The organism is Actinoplanes sp. NPDC021490 (genome assembly GCF_055562135.1).
This window is the reverse complement of record NZ_JBVHFW010000003.1, coordinates 670181-696448: the sequence shown is the minus strand read 5'-3', so window position 1 is coordinate 696448 and position 26268 is coordinate 670181. Positions and strand designations below refer to the sequence as shown.

The 26268-nt window shown below is 69.0% G+C and carries 24 protein-coding genes and 1 tRNA gene; 19 read left to right on the top strand and 6 right to left on the bottom strand.

Annotated elements, in window-relative coordinates:
- The first annotated feature begins 114 nt into the window (after positions 1-114).
- Positions 115-657 carry an RNA polymerase sigma factor gene (locus tag ACZ3I4_RS11590; RefSeq protein WP_465381809.1) on the top strand — a complete coding sequence of 181 codons (543 nt, stop codon included), beginning with the start codon at positions 115-117 and terminating at the stop codon, positions 655-657.
- 40 nt (positions 658-697) lie between these two features.
- Positions 698-1561 carry a hypothetical protein gene (locus tag ACZ3I4_RS11585; RefSeq protein WP_465381808.1) on the top strand — a complete coding sequence of 288 codons (864 nt, stop codon included), beginning with the start codon at positions 698-700 and terminating at the stop codon, positions 1559-1561.
- 271 nt (positions 1562-1832) lie between these two features.
- On the opposite strand, the gene ACZ3I4_RS11580 is transcribed toward ACZ3I4_RS11585, so the two are convergent.
- Positions 1833-1915: transfer RNA gene (locus tag ACZ3I4_RS11580), tRNA-Leu, on the bottom strand.
- A 128-nt stretch (positions 1916-2043) separates the two neighbouring features.
- On the opposite strand from ACZ3I4_RS11580, the gene ACZ3I4_RS11575 reads away from it, so the two are divergent.
- The 10 genes from ACZ3I4_RS11575 (at position 2044) to polA (ending at position 13414) form a co-directional block, all read left to right on the top strand.
- Entirely contained in the window at positions 2044-2667 is a 624-nt protein-coding gene (locus tag ACZ3I4_RS11575) for an ANTAR domain-containing response regulator (RefSeq protein WP_133872228.1), read from the top strand.
- 209 nt (positions 2668-2876) lie between these two features.
- The gene (locus ACZ3I4_RS11570; protein ID WP_465381807.1) at positions 2877-4043 is read left to right on the top strand and encodes a branched-chain amino acid ABC transporter substrate-binding protein; all 1167 of its coding nucleotides are present in this window, start codon (positions 2877-2879) and stop codon (positions 4041-4043) included.
- An 82-nt stretch (positions 4044-4125) separates the two neighbouring features.
- Positions 4126-5076 (top strand): branched-chain amino acid ABC transporter permease, encoded by a 951-nt coding sequence (locus tag ACZ3I4_RS11565; RefSeq protein ID WP_465381806.1) that lies wholly within the window; start codon positions 4126-4128, stop codon positions 5074-5076.
- A 91-nt stretch (positions 5077-5167) separates the two neighbouring features.
- Complete coding sequence (locus ACZ3I4_RS11560) at positions 5168-6274, top strand: branched-chain amino acid ABC transporter permease (RefSeq protein WP_465381805.1); 1107 nt, start codon at positions 5168-5170, stop codon at positions 6272-6274.
- Between the two features lie 73 nt (positions 6275-6347).
- The gene (locus ACZ3I4_RS11555) at positions 6348-7241 is read left to right on the top strand and encodes an ABC transporter ATP-binding protein (protein ID WP_465381804.1); all 894 of its coding nucleotides are present in this window, start codon (positions 6348-6350) and stop codon (positions 7239-7241) included.
- Positions 7231-7941, top strand: a complete 711-nt coding sequence (locus tag ACZ3I4_RS11550; RefSeq protein WP_465381803.1) for an ABC transporter ATP-binding protein — start codon at positions 7231-7233, stop codon at positions 7939-7941. Before ACZ3I4_RS11555 ends, ACZ3I4_RS11550 begins: the two co-directional genes overlap by 11 nt.
- A gap of 27 nt (positions 7942-7968) precedes the next feature.
- Positions 7969-8874, top strand: a complete 906-nt coding sequence (locus ACZ3I4_RS11545; RefSeq protein WP_465381802.1) for an ABC transporter substrate-binding protein — start codon at positions 7969-7971, stop codon at positions 8872-8874.
- An 8-nt stretch (positions 8875-8882) separates the two neighbouring features.
- Complete coding sequence (locus ACZ3I4_RS11540) at positions 8883-9887, top strand: amino acid ABC transporter permease (RefSeq protein WP_465381801.1); 1005 nt, start codon at positions 8883-8885, stop codon at positions 9885-9887.
- On the top strand, positions 9884-10657 hold the full coding sequence (locus ACZ3I4_RS11535) for an amino acid ABC transporter ATP-binding protein (protein ID WP_465381800.1): 774 nt from the start codon (positions 9884-9886) through the stop codon (positions 10655-10657). Before ACZ3I4_RS11540 ends, ACZ3I4_RS11535 begins: the two co-directional genes overlap by 4 nt.
- 54 nt (positions 10658-10711) lie before the next feature.
- On the top strand, positions 10712-13414 hold the full coding sequence (gene polA, locus ACZ3I4_RS11530; protein WP_465381799.1) for a DNA polymerase I: 2703 nt from the start codon (positions 10712-10714) through the stop codon (positions 13412-13414).
- A gap of 326 nt (positions 13415-13740) precedes the next feature.
- Here the strand turns inward: polA and ACZ3I4_RS11525 are convergent, their stop codons facing one another.
- Positions 13741-14187 (bottom strand): hypothetical protein, encoded by a 447-nt coding sequence (locus tag ACZ3I4_RS11525; RefSeq protein WP_465381798.1) that lies wholly within the window; start codon positions 14185-14187, stop codon positions 13741-13743.
- Between the two features lie 288 nt (positions 14188-14475).
- On the opposite strand from ACZ3I4_RS11525, the gene ACZ3I4_RS11520 reads away from it, so the two are divergent.
- Entirely contained in the window at positions 14476-14811 is a 336-nt protein-coding gene (locus ACZ3I4_RS11520; protein ID WP_465381797.1) for an ArsR/SmtB family transcription factor, read from the top strand.
- A gap of 4 nt (positions 14812-14815) precedes the next feature.
- Here the strand turns inward: ACZ3I4_RS11520 and ACZ3I4_RS11515 are convergent, their stop codons facing one another.
- The 3 genes from ACZ3I4_RS11515 to ACZ3I4_RS11505 form a co-directional block, all read right to left on the bottom strand.
- Complete coding sequence (locus ACZ3I4_RS11515) at positions 14816-15145, bottom strand: DUF3140 domain-containing protein (RefSeq protein ID WP_465381796.1); 330 nt, start codon at positions 15143-15145, stop codon at positions 14816-14818.
- A complete protein-coding gene (locus tag ACZ3I4_RS11510) occupies positions 15138-15356 on the bottom strand; it encodes a hypervirulence associated TUDOR domain-containing protein (RefSeq protein ID WP_465381795.1) in 219 nt (72 codons plus the stop codon). The genes ACZ3I4_RS11515 and ACZ3I4_RS11510 overlap by 8 nt, the downstream gene beginning before the upstream one ends.
- Before the next feature lie 116 nt (positions 15357-15472).
- Positions 15473-16288, bottom strand: a complete 816-nt coding sequence (locus tag ACZ3I4_RS11505) for a class I SAM-dependent methyltransferase (protein WP_465381794.1) — start codon at positions 16286-16288, stop codon at positions 15473-15475.
- A 327-nt stretch (positions 16289-16615) separates the two neighbouring features.
- On the opposite strand from ACZ3I4_RS11505, the gene rpsA reads away from it, so the two are divergent.
- The 5 genes from rpsA (at position 16616) to ACZ3I4_RS11480 (ending at position 23611) form a co-directional block, all read left to right on the top strand.
- On the top strand, positions 16616-18124 hold the full coding sequence (gene rpsA / locus ACZ3I4_RS11500; protein ID WP_465381793.1) for a 30S ribosomal protein S1: 1509 nt from the start codon (positions 16616-16618) through the stop codon (positions 18122-18124).
- A gap of 148 nt (positions 18125-18272) precedes the next feature.
- Positions 18273-19457: a dephospho-CoA kinase gene (gene coaE / locus ACZ3I4_RS11495; protein WP_465381792.1), complete on the top strand. Its 1185-nt coding sequence runs from the start codon at positions 18273-18275 to the stop codon at positions 19455-19457.
- Between the two features lie 349 nt (positions 19458-19806).
- A complete protein-coding gene (gene uvrB / locus ACZ3I4_RS11490) occupies positions 19807-21918 on the top strand; it encodes an excinuclease ABC subunit UvrB (RefSeq protein WP_465381791.1) in 2112 nt (703 codons plus the stop codon).
- Between the two features lie 36 nt (positions 21919-21954).
- Positions 21955-22812: a GNAT family N-acetyltransferase gene (locus tag ACZ3I4_RS11485; protein ID WP_465381790.1), complete on the top strand. Its 858-nt coding sequence runs from the start codon at positions 21955-21957 to the stop codon at positions 22810-22812.
- A gap of 70 nt (positions 22813-22882) precedes the next feature.
- Complete coding sequence (locus ACZ3I4_RS11480; RefSeq protein ID WP_465381789.1) at positions 22883-23611, top strand: VOC family protein; 729 nt, start codon at positions 22883-22885, stop codon at positions 23609-23611.
- A gap of 266 nt (positions 23612-23877) precedes the next feature.
- Here the strand turns inward: ACZ3I4_RS11480 and ACZ3I4_RS11475 are convergent, their stop codons facing one another.
- Entirely contained in the window at positions 23878-24171 is a 294-nt protein-coding gene (locus tag ACZ3I4_RS11475; protein ID WP_465381788.1) for an antibiotic biosynthesis monooxygenase family protein, read from the bottom strand.
- 492 nt (positions 24172-24663) lie between these two features.
- Here ACZ3I4_RS11475 and ACZ3I4_RS11470 point away from each other — a divergent pair, with 492 nt between their 5' ends.
- Entirely contained in the window at positions 24664-25653 is a 990-nt protein-coding gene (locus ACZ3I4_RS11470) for a TerC family protein (protein WP_465381787.1), read from the top strand.
- Positions 25654-26268 lie beyond the last annotated feature (615 nt).

Genomic DNA, 26268 nt, shown 5'->3' with positions numbered 1-26268 from the left:
GAGGCCTCCAGGAAGGTGTCCCTGCCATGACAACATCCGGCAGACGCCCGGAACCGAGGTTCGCGCAGATTCACAGCGGGGTACAAGGGGGGCCGCCCCACCCCCGGAGAGGCCGTGCCCGACGAGGAACTCGCCATTGCCCTGCGTGCCGCCCAAGACGGCGACGCGCATGGGTTCGCCATGCTCTGGCGCGCCTTGCACCCGAATGTCCTGCGTTATCTGAGGGTGCTGGCCGGCGAGCACGCCGAGGACGCCGCCAGCGAGACCTGGCTGCACGTCATCCGCGATCTGGACCGCTTCAGCGGGGATGTGGGCTCGTTCCGGGGCTGGCTCTTCCGCATTGCCCGGCATCGCGGCATCGATGAGAAAAGGCGTTCCTCCCGTACGAGGGAAACCGCCGCACCCCCGTCCGAAGCCGCCCCGGATGCCGCCGCCGAGGCGGCCGAGGGGGCCTCCACCGCATGGGCCATCGGCATGATCGCGAACCTCCCGTCCGACCAGGCCGAGGCGGTCATGCTCCGCGTCGTGGCCGGTCTCGACGTCGCCACCACCGCGGACATCCTCGGCAAGAGGCCGGGCGCGGTGCGCATCGCCACCATGCGCGGGCTCCGCAAGCTGGCCACCCACCCGCAGATCCGCACCCGGCAGGGGGTGTAACAGAATGCGCTCCCTGAACGCTCTCTTCCGTGCACTGCGTATGCGACGGCGCTCGCGCATCGACCGCGACCAGGCTGACATGATCGCTGCCGCCCACCCGCCGGGCGACGGTCATCTCGGTCTGGCCGCGCTCCTCGAGGCGGCCCGCGCCCCCGGGACACCGGAGGAGCTGGCCGGCGAGAAGGAGATGGTCGCCGCCTTCGCCGCCCACCGCAAGCGTGCTGCTCGTAGCGTCCGACGCCGCCGAACGGCGGGAATCCGGGCCGCTCTCGTGCCCGTCACGACCGGCTTGGCTCTCCTTGTTCTCGCCGGGACCGCCGTCGCCGCCCGGACCGGCAACCTCCCCCAGGGGGCCCAGCAGCACGCGCACCGCCTGTTCTCGGCGCTGGGCGTACCTGCGCCGGGAACAGGCTCCCCGAGCCCGTCCTCCCCGGCCCGGCCCGGCCCCCGCCCCTCGCTGGATGTCACCGCGCTCACCTGGTGCGAGGCGTGGCGCGGGGCGCCGGACCGGCCGTTGAGCCGGGAGGACCGGCGCAAGCTGACCGACGCGGCCGGGGGCGAGGAACGTATCCAGCGGTATTGCGACCGGCTGCACCGGTCCGCCTCGCCGGCCCCGAGCCCCACGCCGGGCGGGTCGGCGGTTCCCTCCGCGCCGGGTGAGTCGTCCGTTCCGGCGGAGCCCACCCCGGGAACGTCCGCTCCGGGAGAGCCCGTCGTGCCGGGTAAGCCGTCCACTCCCGGCAAGCCCTCGAAGTCGCGTGAGCCGTCCACGCCGGGTAAGCCCTCAAAGCCCGGAAAGTCGTCCGCGCCGGGAAAGCCGGACGTTCCGGGTAAGCCGTCCACGCCAGGAAAGCGGTCGGTGGCGAGCCCGAACGGTCATGAGGAGGTCAGCGACTCATTGTGATGGCGATCGCGTTCCGCAGATCAATGTCACGCAATGCGGTGAACGGGACCGGCCCGGGCAGTGCCGTTCGGTGTGGGAACACGGTCAAGGCCGGTCTGTAGAAAACGAACCGCCACCGCCCGCTGGCCTTTGATTGTTCTGCCCGTGGCGCATCGTGCCTAACGAACAAGTGATGGCGGCCTTCTGAAGGCGCCAAGATTTCGCCGCTCGAAACATCATGGGCATGCTGCGGAAATGCGCCGTCAGCAAGGTGAGGACAGTTGTCAGTCGGTGCCGGGGACGGGAGTCGAACCCGCATGCCCTTTCGAGCAAATCATTTTGAGTGACCCGTGTATGCCATTCCACCACCCCGGCATGCTGGACATGGCGGGACAAGGTCACGCTGATCCAAGCAGGAGACAGCGTACCCACTAGGCTTAGGGCGGCGACACCGGCATACCGGGGTGTCGCGACTTCCGGGGAATGTTGGGGGTAGGGGTTCAGTGGCCGACTCGCAGGCTGGTGCCGAGCGCAAGCGGGTGTTGATCGCCGAGGACGAGGCGCTCATCCGTCTGGACCTGGCCGAGATGCTCGTCGAGGAAGGCTACGACGTGGTCGGTGAGGCGGGCGACGGCGAGACCGCCGTGCGCCTGGCCGAGGAGTTGCGCCCCGACCTGGTCATTCTCGACATCAAGATGCCGATCATGGATGGGCTGGCCGCCGCCGAGCGGATCGCCGGCGGGCGGATCGCCCCGGTCGTCATCCTGACCGCGTTCAGCCAGCGCGACCTCGTCGAGCGGGCCCGCGCGGCCGGTGCGATGGCCTATCTGGTCAAGCCGTTCCAGAAGTCCGACCTCGTGCCGGCGGTCGAGATCGCCCTCTCGAGGTACTCCGAGATTGCGGTTCTCGAGTCCGAGGTGGCCGGCCTGACCGAGCGTCTCGAGACGCGCAAGTCGGTCGAACGGGCCAAGGGCGAACTGATGACCAAGTATCAGATGACCGAGCCGCAGGCGTTCAAGTGGATTCAGCGCACGGCGATGGACCACCGCATGACGATGCGTGAAGTAGCCGATCGGATCCTTGCCGAGGGTCAGGAAGCCGGCGGAACACAACCCGCCAATAGTTGATCAAGATCAGCCCTTGGTTGTAACACCTCCTCCCGCCTGCGGGTCAACGGACGTAACGGTTCGGTGAAAGCCCGAGTCAACTCTTTCAGCAGGCCATGAACCTGGGATAACGTCCCGCCCCATAACGGGGCACGGGTGGTCGCCGGCGCGCGCAAGTGCCAATCGACCAGCAGTGGCTCGGTGGGTTCGTATGGAGGAGGGTTCCAACCTTGAGGCAGGTTCTCGCACGAGCCATCGGCGGGGTGGCCATCATCGGGCTCATCGCCGGTGCTGCTGCTTGTAACAGCGGATCGAGCAGCGATGACACCGCGAGCGAGGGGAACTGCGGCTACAAGCTCGCGTTCTTCGGCGCTCTGACCGGCTCGGCCGCCAACCTCGGTGTGAACATCGAGCAGGGCTTCGAGCTGGCTATCGACCAGTACAACAAGTCCAAGGGTTCTACGTGTATCGAGGTCGCGAAGTTCGACTCCCAGGGTGAGGCCTCGGTCGCGCCCGGTGTCGCTCGCAGCCTGGTGGCGGACAAGAAGATCCTCGGTATCGTCGGCCCGCCGTTCTCCGGCGAGTCCGAGGCCGCCGACCCGATCTTCGAGTCGGCCGGCATCCCGACGATCACCCCGTCGGCGACCCGCGTGTCGCTGGCGTCGAAGGGCTGGAAGGTCTTCCACCGCGCCGTCGCCAACGACGACGCGCAGGGACCGGCCGCCGCGGCGTACATCAAGGACAACCTGAAGGCCCAGAAGGTCTTCGTCGCCGACGACCAGTCGGCCTACGGCGCCGGCCTGGCCGACGTGGTCAAGTCCAAGCTCGGCGCGCTGGTCGTCGCCACGGACAAGACCGAGGGCGACGGCAAGCAGGCCGACTTCTCGGCCCTGGTGCAGAAGGTGCAGTCGAGCGGCGCCACGGCGCTGTTCTACGGCGGCTACTACACGAACGCGGGCATCATCCGGAAGCAGCTCACTGCGGCCGGCTGGAAGGGCACGCTGCTCGGCGGCGACGGCATGAAGGACCCGGGCCTGTCCAAGGCGTCGGGTGTCGCGGCCGCGGTCGGCACCGTCGTGACCTGCCCCTGCTCGCCGCCGGAGGCGGCGGGTGGCACCTTCGTCAACGACTACAAGGCGAAGTGGAACCAGGACGCCGGCACGTACTCCGACGTCGCGTTCGACGCCGCGAACATCTTCCTTCAGGGCATCGACGCGGGGAACACCACCACGCAGAAGCTCAACGACTTCCTGAAGACGGTGAACTACAAGGGCATCGCGAACACCTACAAGTTCACCGAAACCGGTGAGCTGGACCCCTCGCTGATCAAGGTGTGGGCGTTCAAGTTCGACAACTCCGGCGACGCCAAGTCCGACGTGGAGATCAAGACCTCCTGATCGGTCAGCGCTAACTCTCTGTAGGGCCGGTGTGGCCGGATGATCTCCGGCCGCACCGACCTCGTCGTTTTGGAGCCCCTCTGTGGATTTTTCCGGTCTGATCAATGATTTCGGGCCGCTCACCGTGACGGGTCTGGCCCAGGGCGCGATCATCGCGTTGTTCGCCCTGGGCTACACGCTGGTCTACGGTGTGCTCCGGCTCATCAACTTCGCCCACTCCGAGGTCTTCCTGATGGGCACGTACGCGTGTCTGTTCGTGTGGGGCCTGTTCGGTCTGGACCAGAACTCGTCCGCCCCCTCGGTCGGCGGGATGCTGCTCTACCTGGTGCTCGGCCTGGTCGCGGCGATCGTCGCCTCGGGCGCGACGGCAATCGGCGTCGAGCTGGTGGCCTACCGGCCGCTGCGCCGCCGCAACGCCCCGCCGCTGGCCTTCCTGATCACCGCCATCGGCGCGTCGCTGTTCATCTCCGAGCTGACCGGTGTGCTGACGCACCGCAACCAGCGCGGTGTCCCCCCGATCATCCAGGCCAAGCCCCTGATCACCATCGGCGACACGACGATCACGAACCTGCAGGTCCTCATCATCGTGCTGGCGCTGGTGATGATGTTCGCGCTGGATCGTTTCATCAACGGCTCACGTCTGGGCCGGGGTATCCGCGCGGTGTCGCAGAACCCGGACAGCGCGGCGCTGATGGGTGTCAACAAGTCCCGGGTGATCGCGCTGGTCTTCCTGCTGGGCGGCCTCATGGCGGGCATCGCGGCGGTGATGTACGACCTCAAGATCGGTGTGACGCGGTACGACGCGGGCTTCCTGCTCGGCATCGACGCGTTCGCGGCGGCGGTGCTGGGTGGCATCGGCAACCTGCGGGGCGCCCTGATCGGCGGCCTGCTCCTGGGTGTCCTGCAGAACTACGCGGCGGGTCTGTTCGGTTCGCAGTGGCTGCACGCGGCCTCGTTCGTGCTGCTCGTCGTCATCCTGCTGTTCCGCCCGACGGGTCTGCTGGGCGAATCGCTGGGAAGGGCAAGGGCATGAGCGACTGCACCGAGCGGCACTCAGCCGCACATGACGACGGCCTCGCAGGCGAGGGCCGGGAGCGCATGCCGAAGGCGGGCACAGCATGAGCGTGAGCGAGAAGGCTACTTTCCGCTCCAACGGCGGAGTGCGGGGCTGGTTCGGCCGGCAGCCGACATGGGTGCGTGGCGTGGTCGTCCTGATCGCGCTCGTGCTGGCGTTCCTGCTGCCGTACGCGGGCGACATCCCGGGGCTCGGCCCGCAGATCGTGACCGAGGGTATCGACTGGCCGAGCGCCCTGTTCAACATGTCGTACTACGTGCTGCTGTCGCTGGGCTTGAACGTCGTGGTCGGCTACGCGGGCCTGCTCGACCTGGGTTACGTCGGCTTCTTCGCCGTCGGCGCCTACGGCACGGCCCTGCTGACCTCGCCCGACTCGGTCCTCTACGCCGACACGGGCTGGAAATGGCTGATGGCGGTGCCGGTCGCGCTGGCGCTGACGATGCTGGCGGGCCTGGTCCTGGGCTGGCCGACGCTGCGGTTGCGCGGTGACTATCTGGCCATCGTGACGCTCGGCTTCGCCGAGATCATCCGCATCTTCGCGACGAGCACGACGACGCTGCGCGGCGACCGTGGTTTCGCGAGCATCCCGCACCCGCCGGGCATCTGGAACGGCGAGCCGATCTTCGGCGTGACCGACGCGGTGCCGTACTTCTGGCTCGGCCTGGTGGTCATCATCCTGGTGATCCTGGGTGTACGGAACCTCGACCGGAGCCGGGTCGGCCGTTCGTGGCTGGCGATCCGCGAGGACGAGGAAGCCGCCGAGATCATGGGCGTTCGGACCATCAAGTACAAGCTGTGGGCGTTCGCCATCGGCGCGTTCATCGGTGGCCTGGGCGGTGTGCTGTTCGCCGGCGAGCAGGGCTTCATCAACTCGCAGACGTTCGTGCTCCAGTTCTCGATCCTGGTGCTGGCGGGCGTGGTCATGGGTGGCTCCGGCAACATGGCCGGCGCGATCCTGGGTGGTGCGCTGATCTCGTACATCCCGGACCGCCTGCGGGGCATCTCGGTGGGCGACACCGACCTGTACGAGTACCGGTTCGCGCTGTTCGGTCTCGTGATCATCATCATCATGGTGCTGCGGCCGCAGGGTCTGATCCCCAGCCGCCGCCGCGCGATGGAGCTCAAGGACCGGGAGAAGGAGGTGGCTCCGCAGTGACTGAGCGAAGCGAAGGCACCATTGGGCTCAGTACCCCAGGAACGCCGTCCCGGAGCGCAGCGGAGGGCCGGTCATGAGTGAGCCGCATCAGGAGACTCCGGAGGAGCTTGACCGCCGGAACGAGCGCCCCGTGGACGAGCCCGCTCACACGGGCGGCTCCGCAACCGAGCCCAACCCTTCCCCCGTACGGGGTGAGGACGTTCTGCTCGAGGTCGATCACGTGACGCTGCGCTTCGGCGGTGTCGTCGCGCTCAACGACGTCAGCTTCTCGCTCCGCAAGGGTGAGATCTTCGGGCTGATCGGCCCGAACGGCGCCGGCAAGACGACGTGCTTCAACGCGATGACCGGTGTCTACCGGCCGACCAGCGGAGCGATCCGGTTCCAGGGCGAGTCGGTGGTCGGTAAGAAGAAGCACGAGATCACCCGGGGCGGCATCGCCCGCACCTTCCAGAACGTGCGGCTCTTCCCGGAGATGACCGCGCTGGAGAACGTCATGGTGGGCGCGGACGCGCACCACAAGACGAGCGTGATCAGCGCGTTGTTCCGGCTGCCGCGGTTCTGGAAGGAAGAGAAGTCGGGCCGGGCCCGCTCGCTCGAACTTCTCCGCTTCGTCGGTATCGCGCACCGGGCGGGTGACGTGAGCCGCAACCTCTCCTACGGCGAGCAGCGTCGTCTGGAGATCGCGCGGGCCCTGGCGACCGACCCGACCCTGCTCTGCCTGGACGAGCCGGCCGCCGGCTTCAACCCGGCCGAGAAGGAGGAGCTGCTCGGGCTCATCCGCCGGATCCGCGACACCGGCGTGACGGTGCTGCTGATCGAGCACGACATGCGCCTGGTCATGGGCGTCACCGACCGGATCGTCGTGCTGGAGTTCGGCAAGAAGATCGCCGAGGGGACGCCCGCGCAGGTGCGGGACAACCCGGCGGTCATCGCCGCGTACCTGGGGGTGCCCACCGATGCTGCTTGAGCTGGAGAACGTGACGCTGGCGTACGGGCGCATCCAGGCCCTGCACGGCATCAGCCTGACCGTCGGCGAGGGCGAGGTCGTGGCGCTGATCGGCGCGAACGGCGCCGGCAAGTCGACCACCATGCGGGCCATCTCGGGCCTGCGGCCGGTGTCCCAGGGCACGATCAAGTTCGACGGGCAGGACATCACCAAACTGCGCGCCGACCTGCGGGTGATCCGTGGCGTCTCCCAGTCGCCCGAGGGCCGGGGCATCTTCCCGGGCATGACGGTGCGGGAGAACCTCGAGATGGGCGCCTACACGCGGCGCAACCGGGCCGAGATCGACGAGGATCTCAACCGGGCCTTCACCCTGTTCCCGCGGCTCAAGGAGCGCGAGAAGCAGCCCGGTGGCACGCTCTCCGGTGGTGAGCAGCAGATGCTGGCCGTCGGCCGGGCGCTGATGAGCCGGCCCAAGCTGCTGCTGCTCGACGAGCCGTCGATGGGTCTGGCGCCGATGCTGATCCAGCAGATCTTCGACATCATCGTGGAGATCAATCAGCAGGGCACGACCGTGCTGCTGGTGGAACAGAACGCCCAACAGGCACTGTCCCGGGCCCACCGCGCGTACGTTCTGGAGACCGGCCGGATCGTCAAGGAGGGCACCGGCGCCGAACTCCTGCACGACCCGGCGGTCAAGGACGCCTACCTCGGCGTCGCTTAAAACGATTTCTTTCGATTGGGAGTCACCATGTTGCGCACCACCCCCGGCCGCCGGGCGATCCTCGGCCTGGCCGCCGCGGCGGCGCTGACGTTGTCGCTCGGCGCCTGCGGCTCGGAGTCGGAAGACTCCAGCACGGGCTCCGCCCCGGCGCCGAGCGCGTCCGCCGACACCGGCCTCGCCGACAAGGTTCCGGCCGACATCAAGGCCGCGGGCAAGCTGACGATCGGAACCGACTCGTCGTACGCGCCCAACGAGTACCTGGACAGCGACGGCAAGACGGTCATCGGCTTCGACGTCGACCTGTTCAACGCGGTCGCGCAGAAGCTGAACCTGAAGACCGAGTGGACCTCGGCCACCTTCGACAGCATCATTCCCGGCGTGAGCAGCGACAAGTACGCGGTCGGCGTCTCGTCGTTCACGATCAACGCGGACCGGCTGAAGGAGGTCAACATGGTCTCCTACTTCTCGGCGGGCACCCAGTGGGCCGCCAAGACCGGCGTGACGATCAACCCGGACGACGTCTGCGGCAAGAAGATCGCCGTGCAGACCGCGACCGTACAGGTGGAAGATCTGCAGGCCCGGTCCAAGAAGTGCACCGAAGCCGGCAAGAAGGCCATCACGATCGACCAGTACCAGAAGCAGTCGGACGCCACCAACGCCGTCAACACCGGCAAGGACGAGGCCATGCTGGCCGACTCGCCGATCGTGGCGTACGCGGTGAAGCAGACCAAGGGCACCCTCGCGCTGGTCGGCGACATCTACGACTCGGCCCCGTACGGCTATGTCGTGGCCAAGGACCAGAAGGCGTTCGCGGACGTCCTGGGCGAGGCCGTGCAGGCGCTCATCGCGGACGGCACGTACAAGCAGATCCTCGACAAGTGGGGCGTTACCGCGGGTGCGATCACCGCGCCCGAAGTGAACCCCTCGGTCTGATCCACTAGATGAGCGAGCAGTCCACCACCGAACGGGCACGGCCTGAGGCGATCAAGGCCGTGCCCGTACGGCACCCCATGCGCTGGGTGTCGATCGCGGTCATCGCGGTGCTCGTCGCGATGTTCGTGCACATGCTGGTGACCAACGACAACTTCCGCTGGTCGTACATCTTCGTCAGTTACGAGGACGGCAAGCGCGGGGTCATGTTCACCGGCCCCGTCCTCGAGGGCCTGCGCGGCACGCTGCTGCTGACCGTCGCCTCGATGGCGATCGGCATCGGGCTCGGCGTGATCCTCGCCGTCATGCGGCTCTCGCCGAACAAGGTCCTGTCGTCGGTGGCGTTCGTCTACACCTGGTTCTTCCGGGCGGTGCCGCGGCTGATCCTGGCCATCCTGTTCGGCAACCTGAACATCCTGTGGAGCCGCATCGGCTTCGGGCTGCCGTTCGACCAGCAGATCGGCAAGCTGTTCGGCATCGACAACTTCAACGGGCAGTTCTACAGCATCCGGGCCGTCGACCTGCTCGCCGGATTCGTGGCCGGCATGCTCGCGCTGGGCCTGTCCGAGGCCGCGTACATGGCCGAGATCGTCCGGGCCGGCCTGCAGTCGGTCGACACCGGCCAGAGCGAGGCGGCGGTGGCCCTGGGCATGAGCCGCTTCCAGGTGCTGCGCCGCATCGTGCTGCCCCAGGCCATGCGGGTGATCGTGCCGCCCACCGGCAACGAGACCATCGCGATGGTCAAGGACACGTCGCTGGTGGCGTTCGTGCCGGTCGCCGGCGAGCTGTGGTTCCAGCTCAACAACATCTCCGCACGGACCTTCGTGGTGTTCCCGGTGCTGGTGGCGGCCGTGATCTGGTATCTGATCATCTGCACCGTGCTGATGGTCGGCCAGTACTTCCTCGAGCGGCACTACGGCCGGGGCTATGGCGCCGGCGCCCGGGCCAAGCAGCACCTGCGGAACATCCAGGTCGAGCAGGGCGGCCGGATCACCACCACCGGGGAGGGGACATGAGCGACACCACGGCCGAGATGGTCCGGGCCGACAACGTCCACAAGTCGTTCGGCTCGCTGGAGGTCCTCAAGGGCATCGACCTGGTCGTCAAGGCCGGCGAGGTGTGCTGCGTGCTGGGGCCCTCGGGCTCCGGCAAGTCGACGTTCCTGCGCTGCGTCAACCACCTCGAAAAGATCAACGCGGGCCGGATCCTCGTCGACGGCGACCTGGTCGGCTATCGCGAGCGCGGCGGCAAGCTGCACGAGCTGGGCGAGCGGGACGTGGCCAAGCAGCGCCAGTCGATCGGCATGGTCTTCCAGCGCTTCAACCTCTTCCCGCACATGACGGTGCTCGAGAACGTCATGGAGGCGCCCTGCCGGGTCAAGCGGGAGAGCAAGGCCGAGGTCCGCGACCGGGCGACCGCCCTGCTCGAACGGGTCGGCCTGAGCGACAAGATCAGCAACTATCCCGGGCAGCTCTCCGGCGGCCAGCAGCAGCGCGTCGCCATCGCCCGGGCCCTGGCCATGCGGCCCAAGCTGATGCTGTTCGACGAGCCGACCAGCGCGCTCGACCCGGAGCTGGTGGGCGAGGTGCTCGACACGATGAAGGACCTGGCCGCCGACGGCATGACCATGGTCGTCGTCACCCACGAGATCGGCTTCGCCCGCGAGGTGGGCGACAACCTGATCTTCATGGACGGCGGTGTGGTGGTCGAACAGGGACCGCCGCGCGAGGTCATCGGCAACCCGCAGCATGAGCGAACCAGGGCATTCCTCAGCAAAGTGTTGTAAGGCCAGCGGGGTGGTCCCCGTGCTTGTCGTACCCCACGACTAGAGTTCCTGGACGTGAGCGACGACGCCCAGACCCCCCGTTTGCTGCTGCTCGACGGCCACTCGCTGGCCTACCGGGCCTACTTCGCGCTGCCGGTGGAAAACTTCAGCACCCAGACCGGCCAGGCGACGAACGCGGTGTTCGGCTTCACGTCGATGTTGATCAATATGCTTCGCGACGAGAAGCCGACCCACATCGTGGTCGCCTTCGACGTCTCCCGGGTCTCCTTCCGCACCGAGCAGTACGCGGAATACAAGGCCGGCCGGTCCGAGACGCCCAAGCCGTTCCTGGGTCAGGTCAGCCTGATCAAGGAGGTGCTCGAGGCGCTGCGCATCCCCGTGGTCGAAAAGCCCGGCTACGAGGCCGACGACGTGATCGCCACCCTGTCGACCCAGGCCCGTGAGGCCGGCTACGACGTGGTCATCTCGACCGGCGACCGCGACGCGTTCCAGCTGGCCGGCGACAAGACCACGATTCTCTACCCGGTGCGTGGCGTCTCCGAGGTCTGGCGCATGACGCCCGAGGCGATCGAGGCGAAGTATTTCGTGCCCCCCGAGCGCTATCGCGACAAGGCGGCCCTGGTCGGCGAGACCAGCGACAACCTGACCGGCGTGCCGGGGGTCGGCGACAAGACCGCCGCCAAGTGGATCAATGAGTACGGCGGCCTCGACGGCATCATCGCCAACGCCGACAAGATCAAGGGCAAGGCGGGGGAGAGCCTGCGCGCCCACCTGGCCGAGGTCATGCGCAACTACGACCTCAACCGCCTCCACACCGACCTCGAGCTGCCCCTGCGCCCCGAGGACGTGCGCTGGCACGGGTGGGACCGCGAGGCCGTCCACCAGGTGTTCGACGCCCTCGAGTTCCGGGTGCTGCGCGAGCGGCTCTATTCCTATCTCGACGCGGTCGAGCCCGAGGCCGAGGCCGGTTTCGACCTCGCCGGTCAGGTGCTGGCCGCGGGCGAGGTGGCCGGCTGGCTCGAGGAGCACGCGGCCCAGGCCCCCGTCGGCGTCGCCGTCACCGGCACGTTCGGCCGCGGCACGGGCTCGCTCACCGGGGTCGCCGTGGCGACCGGCGACGGCCCGGCAGCCTGGTTCGACCCGGCCGCGCTCGACGAGGCCGACGAGCGCGCGGTCGCCGGGTGGCTCGCCGACCCGGCCCGGCCCAAGGTGCTGCACGACGCGAAGCCGGCCTCGCTGGCCATCCGCGCGCACGGCTGGAGCCTGGCCGGCGTCCGCGTCGACACCGCCCTCGCGGCCTATCTGGCCAAGCCCGACCAGCGGGCCTACGACCTGACCGATCTCGCCCTGCGCTATCTCAAGCGTGAGCTGCGGGTCGAGGAACCCGAGACCGGCCAGCTCGACCTGCTCTCCGGCCTCGGCGACGACGACAACAACGGCGCCGCCGAGCAGAACGTGATGCTGCGCGCCCGGGCCACGCTCGACCTGGCCGACGTGCTCACCGAGGAGCTGTCGCGCGACGGCGGCGAGTCGCAGAAGCTGCTCGTGGAGGTCGAACAGCCGCTCTCCGAGGTGCTCGGCGAGATGGAGCACCTGGGCATCGCGGCCGACACCGAATACCTCTCCGAGCTCGAGGCGCACTTCGCCGCCGAGGTGAAATCGGCCCAGCAGGCGGCGCACGAGGTCGTCGGCCGCGAGTTCAACCTGGGGTCGCCCAAGCAGTTGCAGCAGATCCTGTTCGACGAGCGCGGCCTGCCCAAGACCAAGCGCATCAAGTCGGGTTACACCACCGACGCCGACGCCCTGCAGAACCTGTTCGCCCAGACCGGCGACCCGGTCCTCGAGCACCTGCTGCGCCACCGCGACGTCGCCAAGCTCAAGTCCACGGTCGACGGGCTGCTCAAGTCAGTCTCCGACGACGGGCGCATCCACACCACGTTCAACCAGACCGTCGCCGCCACCGGCCGGCTCTCGTCGACCGACCCCAACCTGCAGAACATCCCCATCCGGACCGAGGAGGGCCGCCGGATCCGGCGCGCGTTCGTCGTCGGCGAGGGCTTCGAGCAGCTGATGACGGCCGACTACAGCCAGATCGAGATGCGCATCATGGCGCACCTGTCCGGCGACGAGGCGCTGATCGCGGCGTTCAACTCGGCGTTCGACTTCCACGCGGCCACCGCCTCGTCGGTGTTCCACGTGCCGGTCCAAGAGGTCGTGCCCGACCAGCGCCGCAAGATCAAGGCGATGAACTACGGCCTGGCCTACGGGCTGAGCGCGTTCGGCCTGTCCAACCAGCTCAGCATCCCGACCGAAGAGGCGCGCGGGCTGATGGACGAATACTTCGAGCGCTTCGGCGGCGTCCGCGACTACTTGCAGGCCGTCGTGCGGCGCGCCGTGCAGGACGGTTACACGGCGACGATCCTGGGCCGCCGGCGCTACCTGCCCGACCTGTCGAGCGACAACCGCCAGCGGCGCGAGATGGCCGAGCGGATGGCCCTCAACGCCCCGATCCAGGGCTCCGCGGCCGACATCATCAAGATCGCGATGCTGCGGGTCGACAAGGCGCTCAAGGAGACCGGCCTCAAGTCCCGCATGCTGCTGCAGGTGCACGACGAACTGGTCTTCGACGTCGCCCCGGGCGAACGCGAGCCGCTCGAGGCGCTGGTGCGCCGCGAGATGGGCCAGGCCTACCCGCTGTCCGTGCCCCTCGAGGTCTCGGTCGGCTCCGGCCAGGACTGGAACGGCGCCGACCACTGACCACCCTGCGGCATCGAGCGCGGGCCGCGGGCGGGCGCGGGCCGCGGGCGGGCGGGAGCCGTGTGGTGGTGCCGGCTGTCCGGGCTGCGGGCGCGGGCCGCGGGCGGGCGGGAGCCGTGTGGTGGTGCCGGCTGTCCGGGCTGCGGCCGCGGGCTGAGGGCTGGCGCGAGCCGTGTGGTGGTGCCGCCTGTCCGGGCTGCGTGGTCGCGGGCTGAAGGCTGGCCGTCCCGGCTGTGTGCGGTCGCGGGCTGAGGGCGGGCTGTCCGGGCTGTGCGGTGGCGGGCTTCCGGGCCGTGCCGTCGCGGGCTGTGTTGGCAGGCGGCGGGCTAGCGGCGTGCCTTGCGGGTTGAGACTGCTCCGAAGACGGCGCCGGCCACGAGACTGGCGGCGGCCAGGGCGGTGAACCATGGCCAGAAACCGGCGCCGGGCTGGACGGTCCGCGCGACGGCGGCGATCAGCGCGCCGGCGGGCAGGGCGGCGGCCAGCGGGATCGGCGCGGCGGCCGGGTGGCGGGCCACGGCGATCGCGAGCGGGATGACCAGGAACAGATAGGGGAGCGGCCAGGTCGCCGGCACCGGGTCGTCCTTGGCGACGGCGTAGAGGGCGGAGGCCAGGACGGCCAAGGCCACGGCGGCGACGGTCTGCACGATCAGGAAGGCCACGCCGGTGCGGGCGGGCGGTTCCGCGGTCGCGTCGGGCTCGCCGAAGCCCAGCCACATGGTGGCCACCTGCACGAGCTCCCGAATGCCCGACCGCGCCCCGTTGTCCCCCACGGGCCCAGCCTAGAGGGGGAGGCGTTGGTGATGGGCGCGCCGAGTTTCAGGTCGTCCGCACGGCCCTCGGCTCGATCCGTAACGGCCGGCGTCGGGCAACTGCAGCCCGGACCGGGCCGGCCGACGGGGGCAGCGGGGAAGATTGCGCGTCGCCGCCGGGCGGGCTTCTGGCGTACGCTTCCCCGCGGCCGTGCATGCCGCGGCCGACAGGGGATGCGCACCGTGACCGGGCTGGATCACGCCGTGGTTGCGGGGCTTTGCAAGGGTGTGGCCATGGGGAGCCAAACGATGGGGATTTCCAGTGGCGGAGGCGGGTCGCTCACCCGCGAGCCGCTCAATTCGAGTCAGGCCGACACGTTCGCGCCTATGTTCAAGGCCTTGGGCGATCCGGTCCGCCTGCGGCTGCTGTCGATGATCGCCTCGGCCCGCGGCGGCGAGGTGTGCGTGTGCGACCTCACCGGCGAGTTCCATCTGACCGGCCCGACCATCTCGCATCACCTCAAGGTGCTGCGCGAGGCCGGCCTGGTCGACAGCGACCGCCGTGGCACGTGGGTCTATTACCGCATGATCCCGGCGGCGCTGGCCGTGATGGGCACCCTGCTCGAGACCGGCATCCCGATCTGAGGCGTCACTTCTTGAGCGGGTCGTGCCCCCAGTTCATCAGTGAGTAGCGCCACTTCGTCTCCTTCACGTCGCCCTGCGGCCGCTGGGCGAGGTGCCGGTGCACGTATCCGACGACCTTGCGCATGTGGGCCTCGTCGGCGTCGGTCAGGTCGGCCTTCTTCATGCCGAGGATCTTGATGATCTTGCGGCCGGAGTCGTGGCCGATCGATTCGCTCCCCGGCGACGACTTCTGGCCCACGTCCTTGGCCTCGTCGGTCTCGAGCCACTTCCCGAGCTCGCCCGCGGTCATGTTCACCGCGTCCTTGAACTCGGTGTAGGTGTCCGGATCAGCCATCCTTCTTCAGCGCCCCCGGCTTGTGGACCGCCTCGCGCCCGGTCTTGTCGCTCTTGACCTTGAACTGGGGGTCGTCGGGGGAGGCGTCGACCGTGCGGCCGGCCGCCTCGGTGCGCTTGGTGATCTTCTGCTCGACCTCGCCGTGGACGTTCTGCCCGTGACTCTTCCAGGTCACGTCGTCGCCCTTTTTGAGATTGTTCGCATCGGCCATGACCGGCGGATACCCGGCAGTTCGCGGTGGAAACGGCCGCCGGGTGGACCGTCACCGGGCGGGTGACCAGGGAAGAGGCGGCGCTGATCTCTGCTTCGGTAGCCGCGGCAGGGAGGTCAGCGCAGGTCGGACACGAAGATCGCGGTGCCCGGGAACAGCCGGCCCCGCAGCGGGCTCCACTGGCCCCAGATCCCCTCGTGCCCGGCGGGCCACTCCGGTTCGATCAGGTCGCGCAGCACGAACCCGGCGGCCACCAGTTCGCGCACCCGGTCGCCCAGGGTGCGGTGCTGTTCGACGTACGAGGGAACGCCTTTCTCGTCGGTCTCCACGTAGGGCGTGCGATCGAAGTAGGAGTTGCGCGCGACCAGGCCCGTCTCGTCCGGCTCGTCCCAGAAGATCCAGCGCATCGGGTGGGTGATCGAGAAGACCCACGTTCCCCCCGTACGCAGGACGCGTGCGACCTCCCGCATGGCGGCGCCCGAGTCGGCCACGAACGGGATCGCCCCGAAGGCGGTGCAGACGATGTCGAATACGCTGTCCGCGAACGGCAGGGCCAGTGCGTCGGCTTGCACCAGCGGCACCCTTACGTCCGTACGCGCCCCGGCCTCGCGGGCATGCCGCAGCATTCCGGCCGAGAGATCGAGGGCTGTCACCTCGGCGCCCTGCCCGTCGAGCCATCGGGCGCCGGCCGCCGCGCCCGCCCCGAGTTCCAGAACGCGCCGGCCGCGCACGTCACCGAGCAGCCGCGCGTCGGCCTCCCGCAGCCCTTCGGGGCACCAGACGAAGTCGAGATCGCCCAGGAAGGCGCCGTGTTCGGCCTGGTAGTCGTCGGCGTCGGAGTCCCACCAGCCGCGGCTGGCGACCCGGCTCTCGTCGTCGGTGATCTCCTGCCGGAGGGGCGCGTCGGATCCCGTCGAGTTGATCTCGGTCACCCGAACACGGTACGGCACCGCGTGGCAGCGGCACTTTTGCCGACATAACGGGCATGCTGCGGGGTTTCCGCCGAACATTGTGCCTGGCTCGTCAGGAGGGCTTGCAACCTGTGGTAATGCGCACGGTAAGCTAGTCGATGCGCTCGCGGATCGTGTGCCTCGGCAGGGAGCAGGTTCCGTGGTCGTCGGTCTCGACATGATCGACTGCAAGGATTCTGGTCCTCTTGGGTTGCCTGGTCCTTCGGATGTTGTTCGTGCCGTGCCCGCCGGCAGTTCCGCGGCGCGCGAGAGACACCACGAATCCATCCGTTCGGAGCAACAGTCCACATGACGAGCAGCATCGAGGCCACCTCGAGCGCCAACAGGGTCACCGTCGACGATCTCGGGTCCGAGGAAGCATTCCTCGCCGCCATCGACGAGACCATCAAGTACTTCAACGACGGCGACATTGTCGAAGGCACCGTCGTCAAGGTCGATCGGGACGAGGTCCTGCTCGACATCGGCTACAAGACCGAGGGTGTCATCCCCTCGCGCGAGTTGTCGATCAAGCATGACGTGGACCCCGCGGAAGTGGTGTCGGTTGGCGACCACATCGAAGCCCTCGTCCTCACCAAGGAGGACAAGGAAGGCCGTCTGATCCTCTCGAAGAAGCGCGCTCAGTACGAGCGCGCCTGGGGCACCATCGAGAAGATCAAGGAGGACGACGGCGTCGTTCGCGGCTCCGTCATCGAGGTTGTCAAGGGTGGCCTCATCCTCGACATCGGCCTCCGCGGCTTCCTGCCGGCCTCTCTGGTCGAGATGCGTCGTGTCCGCGACCTCCAGCCCTACGTGGGCCGCGAGCTCGAGGCCAAGATCATCGAGCTGGACAAGAACCGCAACAACGTGGTCCTGTCCCGCCGCGCCTGGCTCGAGCAGACGCAGTCCGAGGTTCGCACCGAGTTCCTCAACAAGCTGCAGAAGGGCCAGGTCCGCAAGGGCGTCGTGTCCTCGATCGTCAACTTCGGCGCGTTCGTCGACCTCGGCGGCGTCGACGGTCTGGTGCACGTCTCCGAGCTCTCCTGGAAGCACATCGACCACCCGTCCGAGGTTGTCGAGGTCGGCCAGGAGGTCGAGGTCGAGGTTCTCGACGTCGACCTGGACCGTGAGCGCGTCTCCCTGTCGCTGAAGGCGACCCAGGAAGACCCGTGGCGCCAGTTCGCCCGCACCCACGCGATCAACCAGATCGTGCCGGGCAAGGTCACCAAGCTGGTTCCGTTCGGCGCCTTCGTCCGCGTGGACGACGGCATCGAGGGCCTGGTGCACATCTCCGAGCTGGCTGAGCGTCACGTCGAGCTGCCCGAGCAGGTCGTCCAGGTGGGTTCGGACGTTCTGGTCAAGGTCATCGACATCGACCTGGAGCGCCGCCGGATCTCGCTGTCGCTCAAGCAGGCCAACGAGGGCTTCGTCGAGGGCGAGGAGCACTTCGACCCGACCCTCTACGGCATGGCCGCGACGTACGACGCCGAGGGCAACTACATCTACCCCGAGGGCTTCGACCCCGAGACGGGCGAGTGGCTCGAAGGCTTCGACAAGCAGCGCGAGACGTGGGAGAAGCAGTACGCCGACGCCCGCGAGCGCTGGGAGGCCCACACCAAGCAGGTGCAGGCGTCCCGCGACGCCGACGCCGAGGCCGCGCTCAACCCGGTTCCGGCCGGCGGCACGACCACCTCGACGTCGTCCAGCACCTCGTCGAGCTCGCCGGCCCCGGCCCGCGCGTCCGAGGAGCCGGCCGGCACCCTGGCCACCGACGAGGCCCTCGCCGCCCTGCGCGAGAAGCTCGCCGGCGGCAAGAGCTGAAGTTAGCTCGCTAGTTCAGGTCAGCTGAAGGCCGCTCCGACTCCGGTCGGGGCGGCCTTCGCTGTTCCGGGTGACTGGTTTCCTCGGTCACCGGAATATCACCGCGGCGGGTGAGCGGCCGGTCGCTCCCGCCGGGATACTGGGTCCTGTGTTGAAGGTGGGCCTGACCGGCGGCATCGGGGCCGGCAAGAGTGCCGTGGCGCGGCGTCTCGCGCGCTGCGGCGCGGTGATCATCGATGCCGACGTGCTGTCCCGCGAGGTGGTGGCCCCCGGCACCGAGGGGCTGGCCGAGATCGTGGCGGCGTTCGGGCCGGGCGTTCTGACGAGCGAGGGCGCCCTTGATCGTCCGGCACTCGCGGCCGAGGTCTTCGGCGACGACGCGGCCCGGCGTGCGCTCGAAAAGATCATTCATCCCCGCGTACGGGCGCGGACGGTCGAACTGACCCGGGGCACGCCGCCGGACGCGATCGTCGTCAACGATGTGCCGCTGCTCGTGGAGACCGGGCTGGCTCCCTCCTATCACCTGGTGATCGTCGTCGAGGCCGACCGTGAGCAGCGCATCCGCCGGCTCGTCGAGACCCGCGGCATGACCGCCGAGCAGGCCGGGGCCCGCATCGCCGCGCAGGCCGCCGACACCGACCGCCGCCGCGCCGCCGACGTGGTGCTCGCCAACGACGGCACCCTCGACGACCTGAACGCCCGGGTCGACCAGCTCTACAAGTGGCGCCTCCGGCCGTACGAGGAGAATCTGCGCGCCGGGACCTGCGCGCGGCCCGACCGCCGGTTGCACATCGCCCCGGCCGACCCGACGTGGCCCGACCAGGCCGCCCGCCTGATCGCCCGGATCCGGCACGCGCTGCCCGACGGCCCCACGGTGTCGCACATCGGCTCGACCGCCGTGCCCGGGCTGCCGGCCAAGGACATCATCGACCTGATGCTGGCCGTCCGGACCCTCGACGAGGCCGACGCGCTGGCTCCCCGGCTGGGCACGGTGGGCTTCCCGCAGCGCTCGGGCGAGTGGGTCGACAATGCGCGCGGCATGCCCGGCCAGACCTGGCCCAAGCGTCTGCACGGCTGCTCCGACCCCGGCCGCCCGGTCAACCTGCACGTCCGCGTGACCGGCTCCCCGGGCTGGCGGTTCGCCCTCCTGATGCGCGACCACCTGCGCACGGTGGCCGAGGCGCGCGAGGGTTACGCGAACGCGAAACAGCGGTGGGCGGCCGAACACCAGGACCGCTACACCTACGCCGACGCGAAGGAACCGTGGTTCGACGAGGAGGCGCGGGCCGCCGACGAGTGGGCCGAGGCGACCGGCTGGCAGCCGAGCCCCTGACGCCGGGGCCCCTGGGGGATTTGGGGCGCGCGGGGAGGCGTACGGAATGCCGGGTTTGATCGTGGGGTTGAAGGAAGGGCGCTCGCGGCGGCTGGTCAGCGCATGGCGCGACCATCAGCGGGTGCGCTCGCCGTGAGCCGGGGCGCAACAACCAACAGGCCGGCCGAGGGGACCGTTTGATGATCCCGCTCGATGCCGGGCGACCGCCGCGAGCGGCCTACCCGAACAGGTTAGGCGGGCCGCGCAACGCCGGACAATGCCGCCGGACGGGGCGAATGTGCACCCATCGCACGCGGGCCCCGCAAGCGGCGGCGAAAACTTGTCAGACCCTCGACGTACGGTGGTTTCCATGGCGCTCGACATCCCACGACTCGATGGCCGCTTCGAGGTCATCAGCGAATTCCAGCCGGCCGGTGACCAGCCGACGGCCATCGCCGAGCTTGACCGGCGAGTTCGGGGCGGCGATCGTCACACGGTCCTGCTCGGCGCGACCGGCACCGGCAAGAGCGCGACGACCGCGTGGCTGATCGAGAAGCTGCAGCGGCCCGCGCTCGTGCTGGCCCCCAACAAGACGCTGTGTGCCCAGCTCGCCAAGGAGTTCCGCGAGCTGCTGCCCAACAACGCCGTCGAATATTTCGTCAGTTACTACGACTACTACCAGCCCGAGGCCTACATCGCCCAGACCGACACCTACATCGAGAAGGACTCGTCGGTCAACGAGGAGGTCGAGCGGCTGCGTCACTCGGCCACCATGTCGCTGCTCACCCGGCGCGACACGATCGTGGTGGCGACCGTCTCGGCGATCTACGGCCTGGGCACCCCGCAGGAATACCTCGATCGCTCGGTCGCGGTCAAGGTCGGCGACGTGGTCGACCGTGACCAGGTGCTGCGACGCCTGGTCGACATTCAGTACTCGCGCAACGACATGGCCTTCCAGCGGGGCACGTTCCGGGTCCGGGGCGACACCCTCGAGATCATCCCGGCCTACGAGGAGCTCGCGGTCCGCATCGAGCTGTTCGGCGACGAGATCGAGAAGCTCTATTACCTGCACCCGCTGACCGGTGAGATCGTCCGCGAGGTCGACCAGCTGGTCATCTTCCCGGCGTCGCATTACGTGGCCGGTCCCGAGCGCATGGAGCGCGCGATCCGCCAGATCGAGGCCGAGCTCGAGGAGCGGCTGGCCGAGTTCGAGCGGCAGGGCAAGCTGCTCGAGGCGCAGCGGCTGCGCATGCGCACGCAGTACGACGTCGAGATGATGCGGCAGGTCGGGTTCTGCAACGGCATCGAGAACTACTCGATGCACATGGACGGCCGATCGCCCGGGGAGCCGTCGTTCACGCTGCTCGACTACTTCCCCGACGACTACATCACCGTCATCGACGAGTCGCACGTGACGATCCCGCAGATCGGCGGCATGTACGAGGGCGACGCGTCCCGCAAGCGCATCCTGATCGAGCACGGCTTCCGGCTGCCCAGCGCGGCCGACAACCGTCCGCTGCGGTTCGACGAGTTCCTCGAGCGGGTCGGCCAGATGGTGTTCCTGTCGGCCACGCCCGGCCCGTGGGAGATGCAGCAGGCCCAGGGCGAGTTCGTCGAGCAGGTGATCCGCCCGACCGGCCTGATCGACCCGCAGGTGGTGGTCAAGCCGACCAAGGGCCAGATCGACGACCTCATGCACGAGATCAAGCTGCGCACCGAGCGCGACGAGCGGGTCCTGGTCACGACGCTGACCAAGAAGATGGCCGAGGACCTGACCGATTACCTCCTCGAGAACGGCATCCGCGTGCGCTACCTGCACTCCGAGGTGGACACGCTGCGCCGCGTCGAGCTGCTGAAAGAGCTGCGCAAGGGCGACTACGACGTGCTCGTCGGCATCAACCTGCTGCGCGAGGGCCTCGACCTGCCCGAGGTGTCGCTGGTCGCGATCCTCGACGCCGACAAGGAGGGCTTCCTGCGCTCGGGCCGGTCGCTGATCCAGACCATCGGCCGCGCCGCCCGTAACGTGTCGGGCGAGGTCCACATGTATGCCGACAAGATGACGCCGTCGATGCGCGACGCCATCGACGAGACCGATCGGCGCCGGGCCAAGCAGATCGCGCACAACGAGGCCAACGGCATCACCCCGCAGGCCCTGCGCAAGCGGATCCACGACATCCTCGACGACATCTACCGCGAGGCGGAGGACACCGACGCCGCGGTCAACCCGATGGTCGGCGGCGGTGGCCGGCAGATCTCCCGCGGCAAGGCGCCGGTGCCCGAGACGCGGTCCAAGGGCCGCGGCGCGGCGCCCGCCCGCCAGGGCATGGCCCGGGCCGAGCTGGCGCAGCTCATCCAGGATCTCAACGAGCAGATGCTGGGCGCGGCCCGCGAGCTGCAGTTCGAGCTGGCCGCCCGCATCCGTGACGAGATGTCCGAGCTCAAGAAGGAGCTGCGGGGCATGGACGCTGCGGGGGTGAAATAGTTCGATCCGCCCGGGGGCCGTGGCTACTCTGGCCGGGTGACTTCGACCGGCGAAACCACGTGGACCGAGCTGACCGGCCTGTCCGAGGAACTGCTCGCCCTGGCCGAACGGTGTTATGCCGCCGACGGCGGGATGCCGCTGGCGACCGACCCGGGGTTCCTCGGGCGGCGCTGGGCCGGGACGGTCTTCGGGCTGGCCGCCGGCGACGGCTCCCTGCTCGCCGCCGGGGCCGTCCGGCCCGGGCCGTTCTTCACCGGGCTTGTCGACCCGGCTGCCCGGGGCCGGGGACTGGGCGCCGAGGTGCTCGACCGGGGGCTCGCGCTGGCCCCCTCGGCCACCGTCGAGTCCGAGACCCTCACCGACGACGCGGTGGCGCTGTTCGAGTCGCGGGGGCTGCGGCAGACGTTCGCCGAGGACGTCATGCGCATCGACGATCTGACCCTGCCTCCGGTGACGTGGCCCGACGGGGTGACCGTCTCGACCTGGGACGGGCCCGGCATCGCCCGGCGGTTCCACACGACGTATGACGCGTCGTTCCGCGACTGGCCGGGCTTCCCCGGCGACCCGGCCGACGAGTGGATCGCCGAGAACGAACAGGACGAGGACTTCCTGCCCTCCTGCTCCCTGCTCGTGACCCTGCCCGACCTGGGCGACGCCGGCTTCGTCGTGGCCGCCCGGGGCTGGATCGTGCAGGTCGGCGTGATGCCGTTCGCCCGCCGCCGGGGCCTGGCCGCCGCGCTGATCACCGAGGCGCTGACCCGCATGCGCTCCTCCGAAGGTGTCGATCACGCTTGGCTGACCGTCAACGTCGACAACCCGGGTGCGGCGGCGCTCTATCGGCGGCTGGGCTTCGAGGAGCAGGGCCGGCGCGCTCGTTACCAGCGGCCCGCCTGACTTCGTCCAGGCGCGTCACCTGGGCCGTGGTGAGGCGCATCAGGCGCTGAGGGCCGGGTATGTGCGTTTGATGATTCGCTGGGTGGATGCCTTCCTCGACCGGCCGTCCGACAAGCTCGACGCCGCCGTCGCGTTCTGGGCGACGGTCACCGGTTCCGAGCCCGCGCCGCAGCAGCACCCCGGGTTCGTGCGGCTGCACACCGCGGCCGGCGACGACTGGCTCGAGATCCAGGGCGTACGCGAGGGACCGGGCGGCCACCATCCGGACATCTGGGTCGACGACCTCGCCGCCTTCAACGGCCGGGCCCTCACCGCCGGGGCCACGGTCCGCGCCGACCACGGTGACTGGCAGACGCTGAGCTCCCCGGCCGGCCTGCTCTTCTGCACGGCGGCCTGGAAGGGTCAGCACGTGCGGCCCCGGCCCTACAACGGTCCCGGCGGCATCAGCCTGCGCCCGCACCAGCTCTGCTTCGACCTGTCCCCGTCGGTGTACGACCAGGAGGTGCGTTTCTGGCAGACGCTGACCGAGTGGGAGCTGGACGTGGGCGTGCAGGTCGACGAGTTCGTGCGCCTGCAGCCCCGGCCCCCGATCCCGGTCCGGTTCCTGCTGCAGCGCCTCGGCGAGGAACGTCCCGCCTCGGCCCATCTCGACGTGTCCTGCTCCGACATCCCGGCCGCACGGATCTGGCACGAGTCGCTGGGCGCGACGTTCCTGGGCGAGTGGCCGCACTGGTCGACGTTCCGCGACCCGGCCGGCGGCCTCTACTGCCTCACCGAGGGCGACCCGTCGAGCGACTGACCCGTCCCCGACCCGGCCGGCTTGGCCCGGCCGGCTTGGCCCGGCCCGGCTTGGCTCGACCCGGCGGGCTTGGCCCCCGGCGTGCGCCGCCAGGTCAGGCCAGGCCCGGCTTGGTTCGGCCCGGCCGGCTTGGCCGGGCCCGGCGTGCGCCGCCCGGCTTGGCCCGGCCCGGCGTGCGTCGGTCGGCCTGCCCCCGGAGGTCGCCTGGCGCGCAGCCCGCGGGTTGGTAAGCCGCGCGGCGTGCGGCTATCAGCCACGTCCCGCGATCAGGGAACGACGTCCAGGTAGTGCTCGACCAGCGGCGGCTTGGCGAAGTACGGACCGATCAGGCCACGCCACTGCTCGAAGCGTTCGGTGGCGCGGAAGTTCTTCTCGTGGGCTTCGACGTCGTCCCACTCGACCAGCAGCACGAATCGGGACGGCGACTCGATGCCGCGCGTCATCCGCACCGAGCGGCAGCCCGGCGTGGTGGCCAGGATGGGGTGGGCGGTCTGGTAGGCGGCGGCGAAGGCGTCTTCCGAGCCGGGCGTGATGTCGATCAGGGCGACCTCGAGAACCATGCCGGAAGCCTGCCACAGGACCCACCAAACTAGCCTCCTAGGAAGCCCGCCTCATATGGGTGGGACATCACATCAATATTGTCGGCGCCCCGCGACCAAGTGGAGCCCGCGGGCCTCCCGCCGCGGCATTTGTCCAGGTCAGCACGGGAGCGAACAGGAGTGAAGGGCTTCAATGGGTGAGGCGGAAGAGACCGCGAGGTACCGTGAAAGGGAGCATATGGGCGTGTTGAGCCGAGAGACTCGACACGGTTTCCCGGGGTGCTCTGCCGTTGTGCCATTCGATGAGACACAATGGCTGCCGTAGGAGGGGAGTATTCCCCCGTGCCGGTCTCGTCAACACGGAGCGCCCACCCCTGAGGGCGTGCCCGGGGCCGGCGGTCGCCAGTGACAGAGGCGGCGGAAGAGACCTCCGACAGTCGCACGACGCTGTTCCGAGCCGATTACCCCCGGTGCGGGCGCGCAGCGCCGAACCGTGTCTGCCGGAGGTCCTTGTTGAACATCTCCGCCTGGGTGTGGATCGTCACCCTGGTTGCCGTTGTCGCCGTTCTCGCCGTTGATCTTCTGATCATCGGGCGGCGACCGCATGAGCCCTCGATGAAAGAGTCGGGCGGCTGGGTGGCCTTTTACATCGCCCTGGCGCTGGCCTTCGGTGGCGGCCTCTGGTTCTTCGCGGGCGGCCAGCCCGCCGCGGAGTTCTACACCGGCTGGCTCACCGAATACTCGCTGAGCGTCGACAACCTCTTCATCTTCATGATCATCATGGGGCGGTTCGCCGTGCCCCGGCAGTTCCAGCAGAAGGTGCTGCTCATCGGCATCGTGCTGGCTCTGATCATGCGCGGCCTGTTCATCGCGGCCGGCGCGGCGCTGATCTCGCAGTTCTCCTGGGTGTTCTACATCTTCGGCGCGTTCCTCGTGTACACCGCGATCACCCTGCTCAAGGAGGGTGAGAACGACGAGGAGGACTTCAAGGAGAACATCCTGATCCGGTGGGCCAAGCGGGCCCTGCCGGTGTCGTCGTCGTTCGACAGCGGCAAGATGACCGTGGTCACCGAGACGGGCAAGCGCCTGTTCACCCCGCTGCTGATCGTGATGATCGCGATCGGCACGACGGACCTGCTGTTCGCGCTCGACTCGATCCCGGCGATCTTCGGCATCACCAAGGAGCCGTACCTGGTCTTCACGGCCAACGTGTTCGCCCTGATGGGTCTGCGGCAGCTGTTCTTCCTGCTCGGCGGACTGCTCGAGCGGCTGGTCTACCTCAACTACGGCCTGGCCGCGGTGCTCGCCTTCATCGGCGTGAAGCTCTTCTTCGAGGCGCTGCACACGAACAACCTGTCGTTCATCAACGGCGGCCACGGCGTGCACTGGGCGCCCGAGATCCCGATCTGGCTCTCCCTGGTCATCATCATCGGCACCCTGGGCATCGCCACGGTCGCCAGCCTGGTCAAATCCTCCCGCGACCGCAAACGCGAGCTCGTGTAGTCGTGGCCAAGTCATAACCCTCAAGAGTCATAACCCTCAAACCGATGTCGTGGCGGGGTGGTGGGTGCAGACCGCCGCTCACGCCGAGGGCCCGGCCGGGCCGAGCTGGCCGCTGGCGCGTCCAGAGCGCTCAGCCCACCCGCGCGACGTGCGTGAGGGGTAACGCTCGAAAACACAAAGACGCGTCCAGAGCGCTCGCCCCACCCGCGCGACGTGCGTGAGAGTGACGCTCGAAAACACAAAGACACGTCCGGAGCGGGGGCGCTCGCGGTCCACCCGCGCGACGTGCGTGAGGGTGACGCTCGACAACGCAAAGACACGGCCGCAGCGCTCGGCCCACCCGCGCGACCTGCGTAAGGGTGACGCTCGACAACGCAAAGACGCGTCCAGCGTTCGGTCCAACGCGCGCGACGTGCGTGAGGGTGACGCTCGACCACGCGAAGACGCGTCCGGAGCGCTCGGCCCACCCGCGCGACCTGCGTGAGGGGTGACGCTCGAAAGACAGAGCGGCGGGGGGGGGGGGACGAGATCGGGGGCCGGCGCGGGGGGGGCGAAGTGTGAGGTTTGGTGGTGGGGTGGGGGGGGGGGGGGGGGGGGGGGGGGGTGGGGGGGAAT

Excerpts from the sequence above, each read along its gene's own strand:
- ACZ3I4_RS11585 (WP_465381808.1), top strand. The coding sequence starts at position 698 with ATGCGACGGCGCTCGCGCATCGACCGCGACCAGGCTGACATGATCGCT.
- ACZ3I4_RS11555 (WP_465381804.1), top strand. The coding sequence starts at position 6,348 with ATGAGTGAGCCGCATCAGGAGACTCCGGAGGAGCTTGACCGCCGGAAC.
- ACZ3I4_RS11550 (WP_465381803.1), top strand. The coding sequence starts at position 7,231 with ATGCTGCTTGAGCTGGAGAACGTGACGCTGGCGTACGGGCGCATCCAG.
- ACZ3I4_RS11545 (WP_465381802.1), top strand. The coding sequence starts at position 7,969 with ATGTTGCGCACCACCCCCGGCCGCCGGGCGATCCTCGGCCTGGCCGCC.
- ACZ3I4_RS11540 (WP_465381801.1), top strand. The coding sequence starts at position 8,883 with ATGAGCGAGCAGTCCACCACCGAACGGGCACGGCCTGAGGCGATCAAG.
- ACZ3I4_RS11535 (WP_465381800.1), top strand. The coding sequence starts at position 9,884 with ATGAGCGACACCACGGCCGAGATGGTCCGGGCCGACAACGTCCACAAG.
- ACZ3I4_RS11520 (WP_465381797.1), top strand. The coding sequence starts at position 14,476 with ATGGGGATTTCCAGTGGCGGAGGCGGGTCGCTCACCCGCGAGCCGCTC.
- ACZ3I4_RS11515 (WP_465381796.1), bottom strand. The coding sequence starts at position 15,145 with ATGGCTGATCCGGACACCTACACCGAGTTCAAGGACGCGGTGAACATG.
- ACZ3I4_RS11510 (WP_465381795.1), bottom strand. The coding sequence starts at position 15,356 with ATGGCCGATGCGAACAATCTCAAAAAGGGCGACGACGTGACCTGGAAG.
- rpsA (WP_465381793.1), top strand. The coding sequence starts at position 16,616 with ATGACGAGCAGCATCGAGGCCACCTCGAGCGCCAACAGGGTCACCGTC.
- uvrB (WP_465381791.1), top strand. The coding sequence starts at position 19,807 with ATGGCGCTCGACATCCCACGACTCGATGGCCGCTTCGAGGTCATCAGC.
- ACZ3I4_RS11480 (WP_465381789.1), top strand. The coding sequence starts at position 22,883 with ATGATTCGCTGGGTGGATGCCTTCCTCGACCGGCCGTCCGACAAGCTC.
- ACZ3I4_RS11475 (WP_465381788.1), bottom strand. The coding sequence starts at position 24,171 with ATGGTTCTCGAGGTCGCCCTGATCGACATCACGCCCGGCTCGGAAGAC.